This window comes from Iodobacter fluviatilis, assembly GCF_004194535.1.
Classification (GTDB): Bacteria; Pseudomonadota; Gammaproteobacteria; order Burkholderiales; family Chitinibacteraceae; genus Iodobacter; species Iodobacter fluviatilis_A.
The window spans coordinates 3,433,296-3,455,913 of the sequence record NZ_CP025781.1; the positions used below are offsets into that span (position 1 = coordinate 3,433,296).

Genomic DNA, 22,618 nt, shown 5'->3' on the forward strand with positions numbered 1-22,618 from the left:
ATAATATGATGTTCAATCTATTTACAGATTCCGCTAAAGAAGAAGCAACTAGAAAGCAGATTATTGGCTTGCAAGAAGAGTTGCAAGAAGTAAAAGCAAAATATATGGCTTTGAACCTCTCTTACGATCCTGCCAAAGATGAGGCAATGAAAAAACAATTGCTTGGGGTGCAAGCAGAGCTAATTGAATTTAAAGCTAAATCAGATGCAATTGAAAAAGCCCAAGCTGTTATTGAATTTGATTTAACGGGGAAGATTATCACGGCAAATGAAAACTTCCTGAGTGTACTTGGGTATAGATTAAGCGAAATAAAAGACCAACATCATAGTATGTTCGTTGAGCCTACAGAAAGGCAGTCATCGGAATATATTTCTTTTTGGGATAAATTACGCCGTGGTGATTTCGATTCTGGTGTTTATAAGCGAATTGGAAAAAACGGCAAGAAAATTTGGATTCAAGCCAGCTATAATCCTATTTTTGATAAAAACGGCAAACCTTGCAAAGTCATTAAATTTGCAAGTGATGTTACAGAGTTCATAGAAAGTGCTAATTTACAATCTGCACTTGATGTGGCCTCTACGAATGTGATGATGGCGGATGAAAATTTTAATATTATTTATACCAATAATTCAATGGAAAAAATGCTTAGCGTGGCAGAGGCGGATATCCGTAAAGATTTATCTAATTTTTCAGCTTCAAAAGTATTGGGAAGCAATATTGATGTGTTTCATAAAAGCCCCGCCTTTCAGCGTAGTATGCTAGCTGGTTTAAGTTCAATGCATGAGACGCAATTGATTTTAGGTGGGAGGACGTTTAAATTATTAGTGACGCCTGTCTTTGCAAAAAACAAAAATCGTATTGGTACTGTGGTTGAGTGGCAAGATAGAACCGATGCCATTGCAATTGAAAGTGCTGCAAATAAATTAGCATCGAATAACTCAAGAATTAAATCAGCATTAGACAGTGTAACGTCGAATGTGATGATTGCAGATAATGATAGAAATATTATTTATACGAATAAATCTGTCATTGATATGCTATCAGTAGCAGAGGCAGATATCCGCAAAGAATTACCACAGTTTAATGCAAGGCAAGTACAAGCAGGTGGGGTGAATGTAGATCTATTTCATAAAAATCCTTCTCATCAAAGGGATATGCTTGCTAATTTACGTGGCACATATAAAACGCGTATTTTGGTTGGGGGGCGCACCTTTGGCTTAATTGCCTCCCCTGTGATGGATGATCATGGGGAGAGACAGGGTACCGTGGTGGAATGGCAAGATCTATCGGCTGAATTGGCTGCCCAAGCTGCAGAAGAGAAACGTGTAGAAATTGAAAGCCGCTTAAGTGCAGACAATAGTCGAATTAAATCCGCACTTGATAATTGCACTACAAATGTAATGATTGCAAATAATGATCGTGAAATCATTTACATGAATAAATCAGTAATCAGTATGCTAAGCAGTGCACAAAATGAATTGCGTAAAGTATTGCCTCAGTTTGATGTGAATAAACTGATTGGGCAAAACGTGGATGTGTTTCATAAAAATCCAGCACATCAGCGTGATATGTTAAGTAGTTTACGTAGCACATATATCGCTGAAATTGTGGTCAGTGGTCGCACTTTTAAACTGGTGGCAAATCCTGTACACGATGAGCAGGGGAGTCGTCAAGGTACGGTGGTTGAGTGGCTTGATCGTACATCGGAAGTCGCCGTGGAAGTTGAAATTGCCAATATTGTGGAAGCTGCTGCAGTGAATGGGGATTTTTCTAAGCGCGCCAAACTTGAAGGCAAAGAAGGCTTTACCCTGGGCCTGTGCGAAGGGATCAATCAGTTAATGGATTCTAATGAAAAAGGCTTGGCCGATGTAGTCAGGGTGTTGGGGGCCTTAGCGCGTGGTGATCTATCCGAAACGATTAATGATGATTACAAAGGGACGCTGGGTCAGCTGAAGGATGATTGCAATTTAACCGGCGAGCGTTTGTCTGAAATCGTGATGCAGATTAAAGACTCGGTAGGCTTGATTAATACGGCTTCGCAAGAAATTGCTGCGGGTAATAACAATCTTTCTAGCCGTACTGAGCAGCAAGCGGCCAGCTTAGAAGAAACGGCCTCGAGCATGGAAGAGCTTACTGGTACCGTTAAACAAAATGCAGAAAACGCTAAGCAAGCGAATCAGTTGGCGATTGGTGCTTCTGATATTGCGGTGAAAGGGGGCGGGGTGGTTGAGCAAGTGGTTTCTACCATGAGCGAGATTAATAATAGCGCCAAGAAAATTGTCGATATTATTTCGGTCATTGACGGCATTGCCTTCCAAACCAATATCTTGGCATTGAATGCTGCGGTAGAAGCGGCAAGAGCTGGTGAGCAGGGTAGAGGCTTTGCGGTGGTGGCCAGCGAAGTGCGTAATTTAGCGCAGCGCTCGGCAGCAGCGGCGAAGGAAATTAAAACCCTGATTGGCGATTCGGTACTGAAAGTCGAGTTAGGTTCACGCTTAGTCGACGATGCAGGGCGCACCATGCAAGAAGTGGTTGCTGCGGTGAAACGTGTCACCGACATTATGAGCGAGATTTCTGCAGCCAGCGCAGAGCAAAGTTCAGGTATCGAGCAAGTCAATCAGGCTGTGGTGCAGATGGATGAAAACACCCAGCAAAATGCTGCCTTGGTTGAAGAAGCCGCCGCTGCTGCAGAAAGCTTAGAAGAGCAGGCAGGTAGCCTTGCAGATGCCGTTGCGATCTTTAAATTAGGTGCTTCATATCAACAAGCAGGGGTCGCCGCAAAACGCTTGCCGGCACCGCGCAGTGCTCCGGTAGCTGCTCGTCCTGCTATCGCTGCTCAGCGTGCTTCTCCCCCTGCGTCATCTAAATCGGCGAGCTCCGGCAAAAAGCTACCAAGCCCTACTGCCGATGATGGTGATTGGGAAGAGTTTTAAGTCGTAGAGTGCCGTGGGGCAGTTTAAGTGGTGCTGCCCCTCTTTAGCTTGGTTTTTGGCATTTAAAATTTGCAATCCTCGGCATCAATCATTCATTGGGCTATTCTTTGCATCTATTTACACTAGAGCAGCCTTATATCCAGTCGGCGATCACGCTCAAAGGATGGTGAAATTGATGTTGTGGATAAGCTTCCCCAGATGATGATAAATTGGCCAATATGACAAATACGCGTGAGCAAGATTTTGTTTTTACCGATACTGATTTTCGCCGTGTGGTTGGTCTTATTTATGCACGAGCGGGTATTCGTTTAAATGATAGCAAGCAATCCATGGTATATAGCCGCTTAGCTCGCCGTTTAAGGGTTTTAGATCTCGAAAGATTTAGTGATTATTTAAATTCTCTAGAAGCAGATCCTAAAAGTGGGGAATGGCAGCACTTTACCAACGCCTTAACCACTAATTTGACTTTCTTTTTTAGAGAAAAGCATCATTTTGAAATGCTAACCGAGCAATTACAGCATTTACATGGCCCTGTGCGTATTTGGTGTTCTGCATCCAGTACCGGTGAAGAACCCTATTCTTTAGCCATGACCGCAGTAGAAGCCTATGGAAAATTAAAGCCCGATGTAGAGATTATTGCCTCTGATTTAGATACACAAGTATTAAATAAGGCAAAAAATGGTATTTATTCAATGGATAAATTGGATAAAGTATCGCAAGAAAGATGTAAAATGTTTTTTTTAAAAGGTCGAGGAGAAAATACAGGGCAAGCCAAAATTAGGCGTGAATTGCGAGAAATGATTGAGTTTAAACAAATTAATTTATTGGCTAGTTCATGGCCATTAACGCCCTATTTTGATGCTATTTTCTGCCGTAATGTAATGATTTACTTTGATCAGCCTACTCAGCGTGTCATGCTGGAAAAAATGGGGCGTTTATTAAAATCGGATGGTTTACTTTATGTTGGGCATTCAGAAAACCTACATCATATGTCTGAATGGTTTCATTCTTGTGGCAAAACAGTGTATCGCTTAACGGATAAAGCGATTAAAGAGTGGGGCGCTCATCGATGAGTAAATCATATGAAGAGGTACTCGCTCCAACGCTATATTTTGATAAAAGTTTTGATATTGATGCCGCAAAGCTACTGCCTGGTGAATATTATGTTACAGGGAAAAATATGCTTTTAGTGACCGTATTGGGCTCTTGTGTCGCGGCCTGTATCCGAGATAGAAAGACCGGTGTTGGGGGGATGAATCACTTTATGCTGCCAGAGGCGGCTGATGAGGCCACGGCCATGGCAGGCTTATCGACTCGATATGGTACTTATGCAATGGAAATGTTGATTAATCAGATTATGAAAATGGGCGGCTCGCGCGCTTCTTTAGAGGCTAAAGTTTTTGGTGGTGGTAATGTATTAAAAGGGTTTACGGTCGTTAATATTGGGCAAAAAAATGTAGATTTTGTAAGGTCTTTTTTAAACTTAGAAAGAATTCCAATTGTGGGTGAGGATTTGCTGGATATTTACCCAAGGAAAGTATATTTTTTTCCACAAACAGGACGTGTATTAATTAAAAAACTTAAAGCGGTTCATAACAATACCATTGTTGATAGAGAAAAAGATTATCGTACTAGGATCAAGGATGTTAAGCAGGGTGGTGATATTGAATTGTTCTAGATGTAAAAATGGGGTCGTTTTAATATTTAGCTAAATATATTTTAGTCCAGCGAGTTTAGTGCGGGAAATAAATGATGAAAAAAAATATTAGAGTGATCGTCATTGATGATTCTGCATTAATGAGAAACCTGTTAAAAGAAATTATTGATGAAGCACCCGATTTAGAATGCATTGCAACCGCACCAGACCCCTTGATTGCTCGGGAAAAAATCCGAGAGCTTAATCCAGATGTGATTACTCTTGATATTGAAATGCCCAAGATGGATGGCCTAGAGTTTCTTGAGCGGCTTATGCGGCTTAAACCCACGCCAGTGATTATGATATCCTCGTTAACTGAACAGGGTTCTGAAGCGGCCCTCCGCGCCTTAGAATTAGGTGCGGTGGATATTATTGCCAAGCCAAAGTTGGATATTGTGCGTGGAATTCAAGGATATGCCGATGATATTCGGGAAAAAATCCGCAGTGCTGCGGGGGCTAAAGTGAAGCCAATGCTTAGCAGTGTTACTCCAAACCATTCGGCAGACGTGGTGCTTCCTAAAGTCTCTAAACCCATTTTAAAAACAGAAAAATTAATTATTGTGGGGGCCTCAACAGGCGGAACTGAAGCATTAAAAGAATTTTTAATGCCTATGCCCCCCGATTCGCCGGCGATATTAATTGCCCAGCATATGCCCGAAATGTTTACTAAGTCTTTTGCTGCTCGCTTAGATTCTTTATGCCGTCTTACTGTTAAAGAGGCAGAGCAGGGTGAGCGTATATTGCCTGGGCATGCCTATATTGCTCCAGGGCATTCGCATTTAATGCTTGGGGTATCAGGGGCGAATTACGTTTGTCAATTGTCTCAAGGTGAGCCAGTAAATCGTCATAGACCTTCGGTAGATGTATTGTTTAGATCTGTGGCTAATTTAGCGGGGAAAAATGCCATTGGGGTTATTTTGACGGGCATGGGCAAAGATGGTGCAGTTGGCATGCTGGAAATGAAGCAGGCGGGTTCCTATAACTTTGCCCAAGATGAAGCTAGCTGCGTGGTATTTGGCATGCCTAAAGAAGCCATTGCCTTGGGTGGGGTGCATGAAATTCTGCCATTAAAAGATATTTCTACTCGCGTGCTTGGGTTTTTAACCTTGCATGGTGGGCGTAATGTACGAATTTAATAGCAGACCTTGAATACCCTATCTTTTGTTAGAGTATTGTCTTGCGTATGAAAAGTGCCCTTAACTATCAATAGTATGTAACGACTATTTTTAAGACGTGCCTTGTGTTATTTAGAAATAAAGGTTTTTCGAAACCCCCGATAGTGAAGCAGGCAATGAGCTTACCGATTTTAATTGTTGAAGATGATGATGACTTAAGAGAGGCACTGGCCGATACCCTTGAGTTAGGCGGCTATACGGTTTTGCTGGCAGAAGAAGGGCAGGATGCTCTGAATATTCTAGAAAAAAACCGCGTAGGTTTAGTGCTATCTGATGTGCAAATGCAGCCCATAGATGGCGAGGCGCTGCTGCAAGAAATTAAATTACTCTATCCCTACCTCCCTGTTATTTTAATGACGGCCTATGGTGTGATTGAAAAAGCTGTGGCCGCTTTACATGCTGGTGCATGTCATTATTTGCCCAAGCCCTTTGAGCCTGATCGTCTACTACAAGAAGTGGCTAAATATATGCTGGGGGCGGGCGATGAGCATGATGTCATTGCTGAAGATCCTGCCATGCTTAGCCTATTAGATATGTCGCGGCGGGTGGCTTTGTCAGATGCATCCGTCATGATTACCGGCGAGTCTGGTACGGGAAAGGAGGTGCTTGCTAAGTTTTTGCACCGCAATAGTGATCGTGCTGCTCGGCCTTTTGTGGCTATTAACTGTGCTGCGATTCCAGAAACTTTATTAGAATCCACTCTGTTTGGGCATGAAAAGGGCTCATTTACGGGGGCTGCAACCCAGCACTTGGGCAAGTTTGAACAAGCCAATGGCGGTACTTTATTATTAGATGAAATCTCTGAAATGCCGCTGGTGCTGCAGGCTAAATTGCTACGCGTGCTTCAAGAGCGTGAAGTCGAGCGGGTCGGGGGTAGTCGGCCGATACAGATTGATATCCGTGTTTTAGCCACTTCAAATCGAGATATGAAGCAAGAAGTGGCGGCTGGGCGGTTTCGAGAAGATTTGTTTTACCGCTTAAATGTATTTCCATTGCATTTACCCGCATTGCGTGAGCGTAGTAATGATATTTTGCCTTTGGCTAAAGCCATGGTGGCTAGGCATGCTGCTAGGCAAAAACGCCGTATTCCCGTTTTATCAGCTGGTGCTGTATCGGCTCTGCTTGCAAATGCTTGGGAAGGGAATATTCGTGAATTAGATAATGTGATGCAGCGTGCTTTGATTTTAGCGCCAGGAGATGAAATCTCTGCAGAGCACCTTTATTTGCCAGTGCACTCTTCTGCGGCAAATGTTGCCGCTTTGCAGACATTGAGCGGCGATTTAGCCCCTGTAGATATGCCGGTTGTCGTAAGTGATATTAAAGAGTTGGAAAAAAAGCATATATTGGAAACACTTAAGTCTTTAGGTGGCGCGCGTAAATCTACTGCAGAAAAACTTGGGATGAGTGAAAGAACGCTAAGGTATAAATTACAGCAATATCGTGAGCAAAATCCTGATCTATTGATCTAAGTGCCGTTTTTTCAACGGTGAGGGTTTGGGCGAGCTAAGGCTGAGTAAAACAGAATAATGGGTATTTTTCCTAATTTGCTATGGGCTTGTTGTAAGTGGCGCGAGTATTGCTTGCGGTAGATGAATCTAAACACCTACAATTTAAAAGCGTGTTCTTACTGAGTGTTTCTATCGGCCTAGCCTTATTGTACAAGCTGACACCTGCCTTGATGGCAGCAAACATTGATTAAGGGCTTAAAAGGGGATATAAGTCATGAGCGTGCAAGGAATCGATCAGGTTCTTAGCGAATTAAAAGCGATGTCTACTCAAGCGGGTGGGCAGGCTGCGTCGCAAGTAAAGCCTACTGCCGGCTCACCTGATTTTGCATCGATGTTAAAGTCTTCCTTGGATCAAGTGAATCAAGTGCAACAAGACGCACAAGCTCAACAGCTTGCGTTTCAGTCAGGAGCGCCAGAAGCCAATTTGCAAGACGTAATGGTATCCTTGCAAAAAGCCAGTCTCTCATTCCAAACCATGGTGCAGGTGCGCAATAAGCTAGTTAGTGCTTATCAGGAAGTCATGAATATGCAGGTCTAAAGCTTAGCCTAGGCTAGCCTGAATATTTCATGTAAGCACTGATGAAATATTTAGACTAGAATTTAGACAGGCTATTTAAAGCCTGCATAGGATTTTGACGTATGGCAGAGGTAAGTGTAGCGGCAGATAACAATCTGATTACAGCAAGAGGATTTGGGGTTGCGCGTGAGCGCTTCGCCGCGCTTTCGTCTGGGCGTAAGATTGGATTAATGGTTGCCGTGGCCGCAGTGATTGCGCTTATTGTGGGTAATTTACTTTGGTCTAAAGAGCCAGCCTATCGTGTTTTATTTACCAATATTCCTGATAAAGATGGCGGTGCCATCGTTCAATCGCTACAGCAAATGAATGTGCCCTATAAGCTTGATCCTGGCGGCACTATTTCTGTAACGGCCGATAAAATATATGACGTTAGATTAAAACTCGCCGCACAGGGATTGCCTAAATCAGGTAATGCGGGGTTTGAGCTGCTCGATAATCAAAAATTTGGCGTTTCTCAATTTGCTGAGCAAGTCAATTATCAACGTGCAATTGAAGGTGAATTAGCGCGCTCAATTGAAACGGTTGCATCGGTGAGTAAAGCACGGGTGCATTTAGCCATGCCTAAACAAACCGTGTTTTTGCGTGATCAGCAAAAACCTACGGCCTCCGTGATGTTAACTTTATATCCAGGGCGAATATTAGATGGTGGCCAGGTAGCAGGGATTATCCATTTAGTTTCCTCTAGCATCCCTGAATTGCCCATTAAAAACGTGACCATTGTGGATCAAGATGGCAATTTATTATCTAAATTGCCGGAAATGAGCCAAAACAATTTAGACCCGCGGCAATTACTTTATGTACAACACGTAGAGAAAGGTTTTGTTGAGCGGGTAGAAACCATTTTGGCACCGCTGGTGGGTAAAGAAAATGTAAAAGCCGAAGTAACGGCGCAAATTGATTTCGCTGAGATTGAGCAAACTTCGGAGTCGTTTAAGCCAAATTCACCGCCTAATAGCTCGGCCATGCGCAGTCAGCAAACTTTGGATTTACAAGGTAAATCCAGTAGTGAATCGGCTGGTGGTGTGCCTGGTGCATTATCTAATCAGCCGCCAGGCGCAGCGGCGGCACCTATTACAGCGCCAGTTGCTTCCGGCGCTTCAGAGGCACTCAGTAGTGGCAGTGCCAATAGTCGTAAGGAAGCCACGATTAATTATGAAGTGGATAAAACCATTCAGCATGTGAAGCAGCAAGTAGGAGGAGTGAAGCGCTTATCCGCGGCCGTAGTACTTAACTATAAGCCAGGTAAAGGTAAAGACGGAAAAATGACATACCTGCCGTTTAGCCCACAAGAAATGACTCAGATCAATAATCTAGTCCGAGAAGCGATAGGGTATAACAAAGAGCGTGGTGATTCGGTGAATGTGGTGAATGCTGCATTTGCCGATTCCTTGCCCCTTGAAGAGAAGAAAATTAAAGATCAGGCCTTGGCTTATATTCAAACTAATGCCACCGATGTGGGCAAGCTAGCGCTCATTGCCATTGTTGTGTTGTATTTGCTGTTGTTTGTTTTGCGCCCACTGATGAAGGATATGGCCAAAACCCGCGAAGAAGCCCGTATACAAGAGTTGGATTTTGGCGAAACCCTAGGGACAGATGGCGATACTGAGCAGAGCCCAGAAGAAGATGAAAATCAAAACAGCCTGGCAGCCTATGAAGTGCTATTGCAGAAGGCTAGAGAGTTGGCTAAGGACGATCCTCGCATGGTGGCCACTATCTTGCGTGAATGGATGTTAAGTAGCGGTGATGATAAAGGCGGTGGTCCTAATAAAAAGGGATAACAACTTTAAGAAAGAAGCGATACTTAGCCCCCAATGGCTTAAGTGCTTAGGGTTATCAACGTGACTGGCAAACTGCTAAGGCTGAATGAGTGGCCTTTGTACTGATTCACACTGGCATTTTATTGCAGCATATAACTAAAAAAAGATGTTGTGAAGCAATGCTTTAAGCCTTGAGGAGCAAACCATGGCTGCTGATTTAAAGGACGAAGGGGTGCGCAAATGCGCTCTCTTGCTAATGACTTTGGGCGAAGACGTGGCCGTTGAAGTGTTTAAGTTTTTAGGCCCCAAGGAAGTGCAAAAGCTAGGCTTTGCCGTTGCGGGGATGGATGGGGTAAAGCGTGAAGAGATTGGTATCGTGCTCGGCGATTTTATTGCCTCCACGCAGAATCGAGCCAACTTGGGAGCGGCGGATGAATATATTCGATCGGTATTAACTAAAGCGTTAGGGACTGATAAGGCCGCTAATTTGCTTGATCGCATTTTGCAGGGTAATGATAATAACGGGATTGAGTCTTTAAAATGGATGGATTCATCTGCGGTTGCTGAGCTTATTAAAAATGAGCATCCGCAAATTATTGCGACCATCTTGGTGCATTTAGAATCCGATCAATCAGCGGAAGTTTTAAGCTGTTTTGTAGAGCGGCTGCGTAATGATGTGCTGCTGCGGATTGCCACCTTAGAAGGCGTGCAGCCAGTTGCCTTGAAAGAGTTGAATGACGTGCTTACGCAATTGATGTCTGGCACTGATAAGGTGAAAAAGAGCGCCATGGGTGGTGTGCAAATGACTGCCGATATTCTCAACTTTATGGGTGGAGTGATAGAGGCTGCTGCGATTTCTAGTGTACGTGATTACGATCCAGAGCTGGCACAAAAAATTCAGGACAAAATGTTTACCTTCGACAATATTATAGATATTGATGACCGGGGTATTCAACTCTTGATGCGCGAAATTCAATCCGATTCCTTGGTGATTTCGCTGAAGGGTACGAGCCAAGCACTCAAAGAAAAGATCTTTAAAAATATGTCTTCACGGGCTGCTGAAATGCTGCGTGACGATTTAGAAGCACGTGGACCGGTTAAGCTATCTGATGTTGAAGCTGAGCAAAAAGAAATCCTTAAAATCGTGCGACGTTTGGCCGATGAAGGACAAATTGTCTTGGGTGGTAAGGGTGATGAAGGCTTGGTTGAGTAATGAGAGTGATAAAAAGTCCATCTTTAGGCATGCTGCAGTGCTGCACTTTAATGAATTACCTTGATATATCAAATAGACACTGCATCGTGTTTATTCAATCTTGCCTTGAATTATTTAGAATAATAGGCTTTTCGAGACCCTCTAATGAGTAATCCACGCGTGATTCCACGCGAGCAATTAAGTGCTTGGGAAAAATGGGAATTAGCCTCGCTTAATGAAGCAGAGGCAGAAGCGGCTGCAGAGTTGGCCGAAGTGAGTTTAGAAGATGCGATTTCTCTTGAGGAAGCTGAGGCAAACCTTGAGGCCGAAGCGCATGACGTATTAGTGCCTTTGCCTATTGAACCGGAAGAGACGGCCGCCCCTGATGTTCCTTTTCCAACTGCAGAAGAAATTGAAGCTATTTCTCAGCAAGCACAAAGCGAAGGTTTTGAAGCGGGCTTAGAGGCTGGGCGCTTAGTGGCCGAAGACGAAGTTAATCGTCTTCGCGCTGTACTGGCGAGTGTGGAATTTACTTTGCAAAAAGCAGAAGCCATGCTTGCCAATGAAGTGCTGGATTTGGCGGTTGTGATTGCGCGGCAAATGGTGCGGGATGAATTAAGTGATTCGCCTGAGCGCCTACTGCCTATTGTGCGAGAAGCCTTAGCCAGTATGCCTGCAGCGCGATCCCCATCGCGGGTATTCTTAAACCCAGAAGACTTAACGGCCATCTCTGCCATGTTGGGCGGCGAAATGCTGAGTGACACGTGGCGATTTATCGCTGATGCGCACTTAGAGTCTGGCGGCTGTCGGATTGAAACCCCAGATTCTGCGGTTGATTTATCTTTGCCGGTTCGCTGGCAGAATATTCTACGGGTATTGGGCCGCGATGGACGCCCTGATCTGGTTTGGGACGCGCCTGAACCTCCTTTTGGGGCTGCTCCATTAAATAAAGTGGCAGAGCCTGTGACTTCTACTCCCCCAGATATTGAGCCAGAGCCAAAAATAGAACAAAAGTCAGAGTCAGAAGCAGAACCAGAACCAGAACCAGAACCAGAGCCAGAGCCAGAGCCAGAGCCAGACTCAGAGCTTGATGGTGTTGCAACACAATCAGATTTTGCATCGCTTGAATCAGCTCTATCTGATGACGCCGAGATTGAGCCTTCGCTAAATCACGGCTTTGAACCTCCTGCTGAAGCAGATAAACATGACTGAAGCATTGCAAGGTTGTAGCCAATATTTGGCTGATTGCAAAGATGCGGTACGCTGGATGCGGCCGTGGCTGCCGCGTGGGCGCTTAGTGCGGGTGTCGGGTTTGGTTTTAGAGGCAGTAGGTTTACGCCTTGCCATTGGTGCATCTTGCGATGTAATGACGCCTAGTGGTGCATCGGTAGAGGCTGTAGTGGTGGGCTTTCACGAGGATAGGCTGTTTTTGATGCCGATCGCGGAGATTTACGGTGTAGAACCCGGCGCGCAAGTGGTGCCACATGAGGATGTGGAAGCGTGGGTGCCTGATTATGGCCACCCAAGGCCACCGCAGCGGCGTTTAGAAGACCATGGTCGGCAAATGCCAGTAGGCTGGGGGTTGCTTGGGCGAATTTTAGACGGCCTAGGGCGGCCGCTAGATGGCAAGGGGCGTATTGAGCACGATGATTACATGCCACTTTTTGCTCGTCCTTATAACCCAATGACGCGAGAGCCAGTACGCCACGTCATGGATGTGGGCGTGCGGGCGATTAATGCCATGCTCACAGTGGGGCGTGGTCAGCGTTTGGGTTTGTTTGCGGGCTCGGGTGTGGGTAAATCGGTGCTGCTCGGCATGATGGCGCGCTACACCACCGCCGACGTAGTGGTGGTGGGTTTGATTGGTGAGCGTGGGCGTGAGGTGAAAGATTTTATTGAGAATATTTTGGGTGACGAGGGCTTAAAGCGCTCGGTGGTGGTGGCGACTCCCGCCGATACGCCGCCCCTGCTACGTTTATACGGCGCTGCTTATGCCACTTCGATTGCCGAGTATTTTAGAAACCAGGGCAAGCATGTTTTGCTGATTATGGATTCGCTCACGCGTTACGCTATGGCGCAGCGGGAGATCGCTTTGGCTGTGGGTGAGCCACCAGCCACCAAAGGTTATCCAGCCTCGGTCTTTGCACGCTTGCCACAATTGGTAGAGCGAGCAGGGAATGCGGAAGAAGGCGGTGGCTCGATTACTGCCTTCTATACTGTGTTATCCGAAGGAGACGATCAGCAGGACCCGATTGCCGATAATGCACGGGCTATTTTAGATGGTCATTTTGTGCTGAGCCGTCAGTTGGCTGAAGCGGGGCATTATCCTGCTATTGATATTGAGGCATCGATTAGCCGTGTGATGAACGATATTATTTCTCCAGAAGAATTTGCAGTGGTGCGGCGCTTTAAATATCTTTACTCTCGCTATCAGCGCAGCCGTGATTTGATTAGCGTGGGCGCTTATGTACCGGGCTCTGATCCCGTTTTGGATGAAGCCATTCGACGTAATCCTAGCTTTGAGACTTTTTTGCAGCAAGGAATTAGCGAGTGCGAGCCCTATGATGCGGCTAGAATGAAGCTTTCACAGCTATTAATGTGAGCTAAGCAGGAGTTGTAGACGTGGCCCAGTTTCGGTTTGCTTTCTTATTAGAGCTGGCAATTGATGCACGTGAAGATGCGGCACGGCTAATGCAAGCTTCGCAGGCGCTGTGGTTGAGTGCCCAAGGTAAGCTGGATCAAATTGATCAATATCGGGTTGAATATCGAGCAAGATTGTTAAATAACGGCCAAGGTGGCATGGGTATTTCACAGTGGCGTGATTTTCAATTGTTTTTAGCCAAGCTCGATGATGTGGCATTGTCACAGCAGCAAGAGATTAATCGTTTACTCGCTGTTTATGAAAGTCAGCGTGATGTATGGCTGGAGTGTGAAAAAAAAGTAAAAGCATTTGAGGCTTTAAAAAAGCGTCATTTAAGCGCTGAAATGCAAAAAGAATTACGTAATGAGCAGCGTATGAATGATGAATTTAATACGCGACCAAGGGCCCGCTAGTTTGGAGATGAGTATCTCTTTGGCATGGCGCTTATCCACGCATAAACTGAGTCTAACTAAGGATAAGATGTGGATAAGTCAATTAGGTGGCTGATTTGTATAGATAAAAATAAGCCGCTTAATTTTTAATCAATTTTATTTTTAGCGCTAAAGCATAAAAAAGGTCGGCTTGTTTTAAATTGGCTAAGCCGACCGTTTTACTTAGTGCTTTGGGCTGCCTGCTGCAATTCTATCCATCACTGCAAACATGACGCCTGATACAACAAAAGTCAGGTGGATACCAATCAACCATGCCAGCTCGGTATGGTCTGTGGATTTTATATTCATAAATGCCTTGAGCAGATCAATGGCTGAAATCGCCACAATAGAACCAATCAACTTAAGTTTTAAATCTGCGTAGCTAACCTTGCCCATCCAGGAGGGCTTGTCCACCGATTGATGGGCAATATCAAGTTTAGAAATGAAATTCTCATAGCCACTAAAAATCACAATCAACAATAGATTGGCGACTAAAGTCACATCTACCATCCCTAAAATGGCAATGATTAAATTGCCATCCCCCGTAATCAGGGCGTTGAACATGCCTAAGAGTTCTTTGAGCATTTTAGCAAACAGCGCGACCACGCCCAAAATCAGCGCCAAATAAAAAGGTGCGAGCAGCCATCTGCTCTGAAAGATCACCTTTTCTAATAACTCTTCAATGCGTATTTTCATTTATAAATACTCCAAAAATAAGCAGTAATCATTGGGGTTGCTGTGGCACAAATCAAGGCTAGCATTGATGTTAGCAAGAAAAAACGCGTGCGTCATACCTTGGCTCGGAGAAGTTTGCATTGCTTCAAATCAAAGAACTTATTATAATTTCAGTAATTACTGAAATTTGGAATATTCCATGAATCTCTCACCAATCAACGAACGTTTTGTACTGCATTTTGGCGAAATGGGGAGTCGCTGGGGGGTCAATCGCACCGTGGGGCAAATGTACGCGCTGCTGTTTATTTCACCTAAGGCTTTAAATTCTGATGAAATTGCTGAGCAACTCGGGTTTTCTCGTTCCAATGTCAGCATGGGTATGAAGGAGCTACTGTCATGGAAGCTCTGCAAATTAGTGCATAAACCAGGTGATCGACGCGATTACTTTGAAACGCCCAAAGATGTCTGGGAAATTTTTAGATCATTAGTAGAAGAAAAACGTAAGCGCGAGATCGAGCCAACGCTCACTTTGCTACGCGATGCCTTGATGGACGAGGCAACTTCAGAAGCGGATAAACACGCACAACAGCGTATGCGCGAAATGCACGAGTTGATTGAGCTGGCCACGGGTTGGTTTGATGAAGTGCAGCATTTATCTCCTGAAACCTTAGAAAGCCTGATGCGATTAGGTTCAAAAGTACAAAAAGTATTGAGTTTCGCAGGGCATTTACGCCCTGGTGGGCGTGGAGAGTAAATGATGCGAATCAACAAGTGTTTACCTTTGTGGCAGGAAATTACCGTGGTGCTGCTGATAAAGATGGCCTTGTTATTTGTCATCTGGAAATGCTTTTTTTCTGAGCCAGTGGCCAAGCATATGTTGGTGCCACAACCCATGGTGGCGGAGCGATTTCTTGGTACTGCATCTAGCCCATTGACGAAGTAACACAACGCCAGCTGTAGCATTAACTATCTATAAAGGATTTTTTATGATTCCCGCCGCTGAAGTGGTGGAATTGTCGCGCATGCAATTTGGTTTAACCGCGATGTTTCATTTTTTATTTGTACCACTCACCATGGGGCTTTCGTGGATTTTAGTGATCTCAGAAGCCGCATACGTCATGACGGGCAAAGTCATTTACAAAGATATGACGCGTTTTTGGGGAAAGTTATTTGGCATTAACTTTGCCATGGGCGTCACCACCGGTTTAACGTTGGAATTTCAATTTGGTACCAACTGGGCTTATTACTCGCATTATGTGGGCGATATCTTTGGTGTACCTCTCGCTATTGAAGGCATGATGGCCTTTTTTTTAGAATCTACCTTTGTGGGTTTATTCTTTTTTGGCTGGGATAGACTATCTAAGGTGCAGCACTTAGGAATTACATTCTTAGTGGCATTGGGTTCTAATTTATCGGCCATGTGGATTCTCATTGCCAATGGCTGGATGCAAAACCCAGTAGGTGCAGAGTTTAATTACATCACCATGCGTATGGAGTTAGTGAGCCTTGCCGAGGTGTTCTTTAACCCAGTGGCCCAAGTTAAGTTTGTACATACGGTGGCGGCGGGTTATGTGGCTGCTTCAATGTTTGTATTGGGTGTTTCAAGCTGGTACTTATTAAAAGCTAGAGATACCGGATTTGCATTGCGCTCATTCGCTATTGCATCCGCTTTTGGTCTTGCTTCTATTTTATCCGTGATTGTTTTAGGCGATGAATCCGGCTACACCACGGGTGAGGTGCAAAAAGTAAAATTGGCCGCAATGGAAGGCCAATGGGATACCCACCCCGCACCAGCACCGCTCACGCTATTTGGTATTCCTAATCAAAAAGAAGAGCGCACGGATTATGAAGTGAGCATTCCTTATGCGCTGGGCTTAATTGCCACTCGTTCTACCACCGAGGAAGTCACGGGCATTAAAGACTTAAAAATTGAATACGAGCAAAGAATCATCAGCGGGATACAAGCCTATGGCGCATTAACGCGTTTAAAAGCGGGGGACAAATCAGCACATGATTTATTTGAAGCTCATAAGGCTGACTTAGGTTTTGGTTTATTGCTGAAGAAATACACTCGCAATGTGGTTGATGCAACGCCCGCGCAGATTAAAGCGGCAGCTGCGGATACGATTCCTAATGTAGCGCCAATCTTTTGGTCTTTCCGGATTATGGTGGGGTTAGGGATGCTGTTTCTGTTTATTTTTAGTTTGTCGTTTTATTTCTTGGCACGCCGCAATCTTGCGCCGCAGCGATGGCTATTACGCCTTGCCGTGCTATCGATTCCGCTACCTTGGGTAGCGATTGAAGCCGGTTGGTTAGTGGCTGAGTATGGTCGTCAGCCTTGGACGATTTCAGGGATTCTGCCTACGTTTATGTCGGCATCAGCGCTCAGTGTAGGGCAATTACATTTCAGCATGATCGGTTTGGGCTTGATGTATTGCAGCTTGTTTGCGATTGAAATGTATTTAATGCTGAAATATATCCGCCTTGGGCCTGCCAGCTTGCACACGGGCCGTTATTTTGGTGAACAAACTGCTGTGCACGCTTAAGGAAAAATCATGCTTGATTATGAAGTTTTAAAGTTGATTTGGTGGGGGCTGATGATTTTTCTTCTGATCGGCTTCACCCTCACCGGTGGTTTTGATTTGGGCGTGGCGATTCTCTTACCCTTTGTGGGCAAGACCGATGATGAGCGCCGTTTAGTGATTAATTCAGTAGGGCCCACTTGGGAAGGCAATCAGGTTTGGTTGGTCACGGTGGGGGCGGCTTTATTTGCTGCTTGGCCTCTCTTGTATGCGGCGGCTTTTTCCGTAATGTATGTGGCCTTGATGTTTGTACTGTTTGCTTTGTTTTTGCGCCCTGTGGGTTTTGATTACCGTAGCAAACTGGCTGATCCTCGTTGGCGTAATAGCTGGGATTGGGCCTTGTTTATCGGTAGTGTTGTGCCAAGTTTGGTGTTTGGGGTAGCGATAGGCAATCTATTTATTGGCCTGCCTTTTCAATTTGATGACACTTTGCGGGTGAGTTATGCGGGGCATTTTTACGATTTGCTTAACCCATTCTCACTGTATGCGGGCGTGGTGGCTATTGCCATGTTGGTCTTGCATGGCGCTACTTTTTTGGTGATTAAAACCAGAGAGCAATTGCAGGCCCGTGCTATCCGCGCTGCGATCATCGCAGGGTTGAGCTTGGCCTTGTTATTTGCGCTTGGTGGTGTGTGGGTTGGGCAACTTGCCGCTTGGCATATCGATAGCATGGGTGATGTTGGAGGGATTCTAAATCCACTGGATAAAACAGTATCGATCGTGAGTGGCGCATGGTTAAACAACTTTAACCAATATCCACTGGCTTGGAGCGTGCCTATTGCAGGTGTGGCTGCTGCAATATTATCGGCTTTGGCGAGCTGGAGGCGTGTACCGCAGGTCGCCTTTATTCTGAGTGGCGTGGCGAGTGTTGGCGTGTTGTGCACCACAGCGATTGCTTTATTCCCCTTTATTTTGCCTTCAACTTTAGACGCGCGCTCTAGCTTAACGGTTTGGGATGCGGTATCTAGCCAAAAAACCTTGGGTGTGATGCTGGGTGTGGTGGTGATCTTTGTACCTATTATTACGCTGTACACCGCTTGGGTGTATCGCGTTATGCGTGGGCCGGTCACGGTGGAAAGGCTGCAAAATGATACACATAGCTATTAATTTTCCAGTCACCGCATCAATGAGGATGCGCTAGAAGGAGTAGGACAATGTGGTACTTTACTTGGATACTTGGCGTGGGTTTGGCCGTGGCCTTAGGCCTGATTAATGTGCTGTGGTTTGAAAGCACCCACGCATTTGGTGGCGAAAAAGAAACAGAAGCTCAAGAGCGTTTTGAGCAATACAAAAAAAAGTAGTCCGTTGATTCTCTTAAAAATGGCCTACTTGGCTTGAAAGATAAAGTTACATTTATCCTTGAAATTGAATAGAAACAGCCCATTTATGGGCTGTTTCTACATATACAGCAAGGCCTTGGCAAGTTTTTTTTGATTGTAATAATTTATTGCTGCAATGCAATATGCAGTTTGAATTTTAAACTACATTTATGACTTATTCCCTTTGAGCTAGCTCAATATCTGCCCGTTGAGAAGTCTGTAAATTACCTAGTCAATATGGCTAGAATAATAATTATATTATTTATAAGCATTTTTAATTCAAGTAGCTGCTATTTCTCATCCGCTAGTATTGTGATATTTATTTTTCTTGTTATTTAATTGCAGTGTATTGATCTTTTGATTGCCAATTATCACGGTGCAGTGAATAATCCAACGTGTTTGGTGTTGTAAGGTGTATGGATTAGTTTTCTGCACAAGCATTTAAGCTCTCGAGCTTCAAAATTTTGGTTCAACGAGAGTCGTACTAACACTCGTTGTTTAAGCAAGTAAAAAGGGGATGTGATGAATATTCTGGGCTATCTACAGAAAATAGGCCGTGCGCTGATGGTGCCGGTGGCAACTTTGCCAGCTGCAGCTATTTTAATGGGTATTGGCTATTGGATCGATCCAACAGGCTGGGGTAGTAATAGTGCCCTGGCAGCCTTCCTGATTAAATCGGGTGCTGCGATTATCGATAATATGTCGATTCTGTTTGCGGTTGGTATTGCCTACGGTATGTCTAAAGATAAAGACGGTGCTGCTGCTTTATCCGGTTTGGTTGGTTACTACGTATTAACTACCCTGTTATCACCAGGTGCGGTTGCTCAAATTCAGGGCTTGCCCCTTGATCAAGTGCCTAAGGCATTTGCAAAAATAAATAACCAATTTATCGGTATTTTGGTGGGTGTGATCACTGCGGAGCTATATAACCGTTTTAGTTCTGTAGAGCTGCATAAAGCGCTTGCCTTCTTTAGTGGCCGTCGCCTTGTACCGATCGTCACTTCGGTAGTGATGCTGGCGTTGGCTTTCCCACTAATGTATCTATGGCCTATCGTGTTTAATGGCTTAGTGCATTTTGGCGAAAGCATTATGGGTATGGGCCCAGTAGGTGCGGGTATTTACGCTTTCTTTAACCGTTTGTTGATTCCTGTTGGCTTGCATCATGCTCTTAACAGCGTGTTCTGGTTTGACGTTGCGGGTATTAACGATATTCCTAACTTCTTGGGTGGGGCTAAGTCCCTTGCTGAAGGTAAGGCAGTATTGGGTGTAACGGGTATGTATCAAGCCGGTTTCTTCCCAATTATGATGTTTGGTTTGCCTGGTGCTGCGCTGGCAATTTATCACACCGCTAAGCCACAAAATAAAGCACGCGTTGCCTCATTGATGATTGCGGCTGCTTTTGCTGCTTTCTTTACCGGTGTGACTGAGCCACTTGAATTCTCCTTTATGTTTGTAGCTCCTGCGCTTTATTTATTGCACGCAGTATTAACCGGTCTTTCGGTATATATCGCAGCAAGTATGCAGTGGATTGCTGGCTTTGGTTTCAGTGCAGGTTTGGTTGACTTGGTGCTGTCGACTAAAAACCCGTTGGCTAAAGATATTCTGATGTTGGTTGTACAAGGTTTTGCATTCTTTGCGATCTACTACTTTAGCTTCCGTTTTGCGATCAAAACATTCAATTTTAAGACTCCAGGTCAAGAAGAAGATGACGAAGAAGGCGTAGAGCAAGATGGCTCACCGGTAAGTAGTGATACTGATTCATTGGCACATGCTTATATCGATCTGATTGGTGGTGGCGCTAATGTAGTGGGTATTGATTCTTGCATTACCCGCCTGCGTTTGACGCTGAACGACACTGCTATCGTGGATGAAGCTGCGGCTAAACGCTTGGGTGCTTCAGGCGTGATTAAACTAAATAAAACCAATGTGCAGATTATTGTGGGTGCAAAAGCTGAGCTGATTGCCACACGTATGAGTCAGTTATTGGCGGGCAAAGTGATTGAAGTACCAGCGGTAGCCGCAGTAAAAGTGGCAGCCTTTGCTGCTCCGGCAGTCGCAGTTAAGCCAGTGATGGGCAACTTAGTTTTAGTAGCCCCAATGAGCGGAGAAGTGGTTTCCTTGTTGCAAGTGCCAGATGCTGCGTTTTCGAGCAAGGCAGTGGGTGAAGGCTTGGCGATTCGTCCAACGGGTAAGCTTGTGTTGGCCCCCGCAGATGGCGTAATTGCTAAAATATTTAACACTAATCACGCATTTGCGCTGATTGCAGATAACGGCGCTGAACTGATTGTGCATATTGGGTTGGATACCGTGAAGTTGGGGGGTAAAGGCTTTACTCGCTTGTTAGAACAAGGCTCACGCGTAAAAGCGGGTGATGCCGTGTTGGAGTTGGATCTTGAATACCTTACTGCAAATGCGGTATCGATCATCAGCCCTGTGGTTGTTAGCAATGTTGAGCAGTTTGATGGCGTGATTGATTTTGCTGTAGGTCAGGTGGAAGCAGGTAAAACTGCTTTGTACACGATTAAAGCTAAGTAATTGGCTTAGCTAGCAGCCTGTCGGACTTAGCATCAGTCAGCTGCAAAATCACCTGATCGGCCTATATTTCACCATATTTTTGACCAATAACTCGTTATTGGCGCTGCAAATCCGGCAAAATCTGGTCTCGATCATGCGATTTTTCGCTTCGACCGCCTAAGTCTGACAGGCCGCTAGCAGCCTGCTTTATCAGGCTGTTAGCTGTAAAAAAGGCGAACCTTTTGGGTTCGCCTTTTTTATTTAGGGGCACGTTGCCGTACTCCTAAGCCATTAATTACCGATTAAATGCTTCACTGCATCACGCTCTTCAGACAGCTCTTTCGCGCTAACGTCCATGCGGGTACGGCTGAATTCGCTGATTTCCAAGCCTTCAACAATGGTGTATTTGCCATCTTTGCAAGTGACTGGGTAGCCAAAAATCAAATCGCTATAGCCGTATTCGCCATTAGCTGGAACGCCCATCGTCACCCAATCGCCATCCGTTGTGCCCAGTACCCAATTACGGATATGGTCAATGGCGGCATTGGCTGCAGAAGCGGCGGACGACAAACCGCGCGCTTTAATAATGGCTGCACCACGTTGCTGAACGGTAGGGATGAATTCTGTTTCTAACCACTTTTGATCATTGATCAGAGCAGAAGCGCTTTGGCCTTTCACTGTAGCGTGGAATAGATCTGGATACTGGGTAGCAGAGTGATTGCCCCAGATGATCATCTTGTTGATATCGGTTACGGCTGTTGATGTTTTTTGTGCGATTTGAGTCAGAGCACGGTTGTGATCCAGACGCATCATGGCTGTGAAGTTGGCTGGGTTTAAATCCGGAGCATTTTTCATTGCGATGTAAGCATTGGTGTTGGCTGGATTGCCTACTACCAGTACTTTCACGTCACGCGATGCCACTTCATTCAGTGCTTTACCCTGAGCAGTAAAGATAGCACCGTTAGCTTCGAGCAAATCTTTGCGCTCCATCCCCGGGCCACGTGGACGAGCGCCAACCAAGAGGGCGATATCCACATCTTTGAAGGCTACTTTTGGATCATCGCTTTGTACAATGCCTTGCAATAATGGGAATGCACAGTCATCCAACTCCATAACCACGCCATTTAATGCGGGTAGGGAAGGGGTGATGTCGAGCAATTGCAAGATCACTGGCTGATCTGGGCCCAGCATTGCACCAGATGCAATGCGGAATAAAAGGCTATAACCAATTTGGCCGGCAGCGCCGGTAACGGCAACGCGAATAGGTTTTTTCATGAAGGTCACTCCGGTTGTGGGTGGGGTTAGCACCTCGGTGAACGATGCTGGGATTTTCAGCAGTCAATCTAATAAAAAGCCTCGCTGATTACTTTTTACTACAAAAGTTATTCAATCAGGGAATCCGATTATTTTCTTTATTTGTAGAGCAAAACAGAGCGTAACCGTATTTCTTTTTTATAAATTTATCTGCTGACTACATCCTGCACGCTTGTATTTACACGGATGGTAGTGTGTTTTAGCTACTGCGTAAGCTTAGCAGTGAAAGTCTATCACGCACGTGGTGGCTTTGTGCGCGTTTTGCTGCTATACGAAATATAATGTTGTGTATCTTTTGTCTTAT

19 protein-coding genes are annotated in these 22,618 nt (G+C 45.1%); 17 read left to right on the forward strand and 2 right to left on the reverse strand.

The annotated features are described in order from the left end of the window. The first annotated feature begins 5 nt into the window (after positions 1-5). The 11 genes from C1H71_RS22000 to fliJ all read left to right on the forward strand — a co-directional run bounded on the left by C1H71_RS22000 (position 6) and on the right by fliJ (position 13,892). Complete coding sequence (locus tag C1H71_RS22000) at positions 6-2,933, forward strand: methyl-accepting chemotaxis protein (RefSeq protein WP_188053336.1); 2,928 nt, start codon at positions 6-8, stop codon at positions 2,931-2,933. A 272-nt stretch (positions 2,934-3,205) separates the two neighbouring features. Then, positions 3,206-4,006: a CheR family methyltransferase gene (locus tag C1H71_RS15265; RefSeq protein ID WP_262488307.1), complete on the forward strand. Its 801-nt coding sequence runs from the start codon at positions 3,206-3,208 to the stop codon at positions 4,004-4,006. Then, positions 4,003-4,611, forward strand: coding sequence for a chemoreceptor glutamine deamidase CheD (cheD, locus tag C1H71_RS15270; protein ID WP_130107316.1), 609 nt, complete (start codon positions 4,003-4,005; stop codon positions 4,609-4,611). The genes C1H71_RS15265 and cheD overlap by 4 nt, the downstream gene beginning before the upstream one ends. A gap of 71 nt (positions 4,612-4,682) precedes the next feature. Continuing rightward, positions 4,683-5,765 (forward strand): protein-glutamate methylesterase/protein-glutamine glutaminase, encoded by a 1,083-nt coding sequence (locus C1H71_RS15275; protein ID WP_308418287.1) that lies wholly within the window; start codon positions 4,683-4,685, stop codon positions 5,763-5,765. Positions 5,766-5,920: 155 nt separating this feature from the next. After that, positions 5,921-7,273: a sigma-54-dependent transcriptional regulator gene (locus C1H71_RS15280; protein WP_130107317.1), complete on the forward strand. Its 1,353-nt coding sequence runs from the start codon at positions 5,921-5,923 to the stop codon at positions 7,271-7,273. 253 nt (positions 7,274-7,526) lie between these two features. Continuing rightward, positions 7,527-7,850 (forward strand): flagellar hook-basal body complex protein FliE, encoded by a 324-nt coding sequence (gene fliE / locus C1H71_RS15285; protein ID WP_130107318.1) that lies wholly within the window; start codon positions 7,527-7,529, stop codon positions 7,848-7,850. Positions 7,851-7,951: 101 nt separating this feature from the next. Beyond that, the gene (gene fliF / locus C1H71_RS15290) at positions 7,952-9,667 is read left to right on the forward strand and encodes a flagellar basal-body MS-ring/collar protein FliF (RefSeq protein WP_130107319.1); all 1,716 of its coding nucleotides are present in this window, start codon (positions 7,952-7,954) and stop codon (positions 9,665-9,667) included. Between the two features lie 184 nt (positions 9,668-9,851). After that, entirely contained in the window at positions 9,852-10,859 is a 1,008-nt protein-coding gene (fliG, locus tag C1H71_RS15295) for a flagellar motor switch protein FliG (protein WP_130107320.1), read from the forward strand. Between the two features lie 144 nt (positions 10,860-11,003). After that, positions 11,004-12,050 carry a FliH/SctL family protein gene (locus tag C1H71_RS15300; protein WP_188053338.1) on the forward strand — a complete coding sequence of 349 codons (1,047 nt, stop codon included), beginning with the start codon at positions 11,004-11,006 and terminating at the stop codon, positions 12,048-12,050. Next, positions 12,043-13,440, forward strand: coding sequence for a flagellar protein export ATPase FliI (fliI, locus tag C1H71_RS15305; RefSeq protein WP_130107321.1), 1,398 nt, complete (start codon positions 12,043-12,045; stop codon positions 13,438-13,440). The genes C1H71_RS15300 and fliI overlap by 8 nt, the downstream gene beginning before the upstream one ends. 20 nt (positions 13,441-13,460) lie before the next feature. Beyond that, complete coding sequence (gene fliJ, locus C1H71_RS15310) at positions 13,461-13,892, forward strand: flagellar export protein FliJ (RefSeq protein ID WP_130107322.1); 432 nt, start codon at positions 13,461-13,463, stop codon at positions 13,890-13,892. A 201-nt stretch (positions 13,893-14,093) separates the two neighbouring features. Here fliJ and C1H71_RS15315 read toward each other — a convergent pair whose 3' ends face one another. Next, positions 14,094-14,606, reverse strand: coding sequence for a TIGR00645 family protein (locus C1H71_RS15315; protein ID WP_130107323.1), 513 nt, complete (start codon positions 14,604-14,606; stop codon positions 14,094-14,096). A 178-nt stretch (positions 14,607-14,784) separates the two neighbouring features. Here C1H71_RS15315 and C1H71_RS15320 point away from each other — a divergent pair, with 178 nt between their 5' ends. From C1H71_RS15320 to nagE, 6 genes are all read left to right on the forward strand, one after another. Further along, complete coding sequence (locus tag C1H71_RS15320; RefSeq protein ID WP_130107324.1) at positions 14,785-15,339, forward strand: GbsR/MarR family transcriptional regulator; 555 nt, start codon at positions 14,785-14,787, stop codon at positions 15,337-15,339. Then, a complete protein-coding gene (gene cydP / locus C1H71_RS15325) occupies positions 15,340-15,528 on the forward strand; it encodes a cytochrome oxidase putative small subunit CydP (RefSeq protein ID WP_130107325.1) in 189 nt (62 codons plus the stop codon). Positions 15,529-15,571: 43 nt separating this feature from the next. Next, on the forward strand, positions 15,572-17,131 hold the full coding sequence (locus C1H71_RS15330) for a cytochrome ubiquinol oxidase subunit I (protein WP_130107326.1): 1,560 nt from the start codon (positions 15,572-15,574) through the stop codon (positions 17,129-17,131). Between the two features lie 9 nt (positions 17,132-17,140). Next, positions 17,141-18,274: a cytochrome d ubiquinol oxidase subunit II gene (gene cydB, locus C1H71_RS15335; protein ID WP_188053340.1), complete on the forward strand. Its 1,134-nt coding sequence runs from the start codon at positions 17,141-17,143 to the stop codon at positions 18,272-18,274. Positions 18,275-18,321: 47 nt separating this feature from the next. After that, positions 18,322-18,468, forward strand: a complete 147-nt coding sequence (gene cydX / locus C1H71_RS15340) for a cytochrome bd-I oxidase subunit CydX (RefSeq protein ID WP_130107328.1) — start codon at positions 18,322-18,324, stop codon at positions 18,466-18,468. 540 nt (positions 18,469-19,008) lie between these two features. Beyond that, the gene (nagE, locus tag C1H71_RS15345; protein ID WP_130107329.1) at positions 19,009-21,021 is read left to right on the forward strand and encodes an N-acetylglucosamine-specific PTS transporter subunit IIBC; all 2,013 of its coding nucleotides are present in this window, start codon (positions 19,009-19,011) and stop codon (positions 21,019-21,021) included. A 270-nt stretch (positions 21,022-21,291) separates the two neighbouring features. Here the strand turns inward: nagE and C1H71_RS15350 are convergent, their stop codons facing one another. Beyond that, positions 21,292-22,275 carry a malate dehydrogenase gene (locus C1H71_RS15350; RefSeq protein WP_130107330.1) on the reverse strand — a complete coding sequence of 328 codons (984 nt, stop codon included), beginning with the start codon at positions 22,273-22,275 and terminating at the stop codon, positions 21,292-21,294. Between the last annotated feature and the right edge of the window lie 343 nt (positions 22,276-22,618).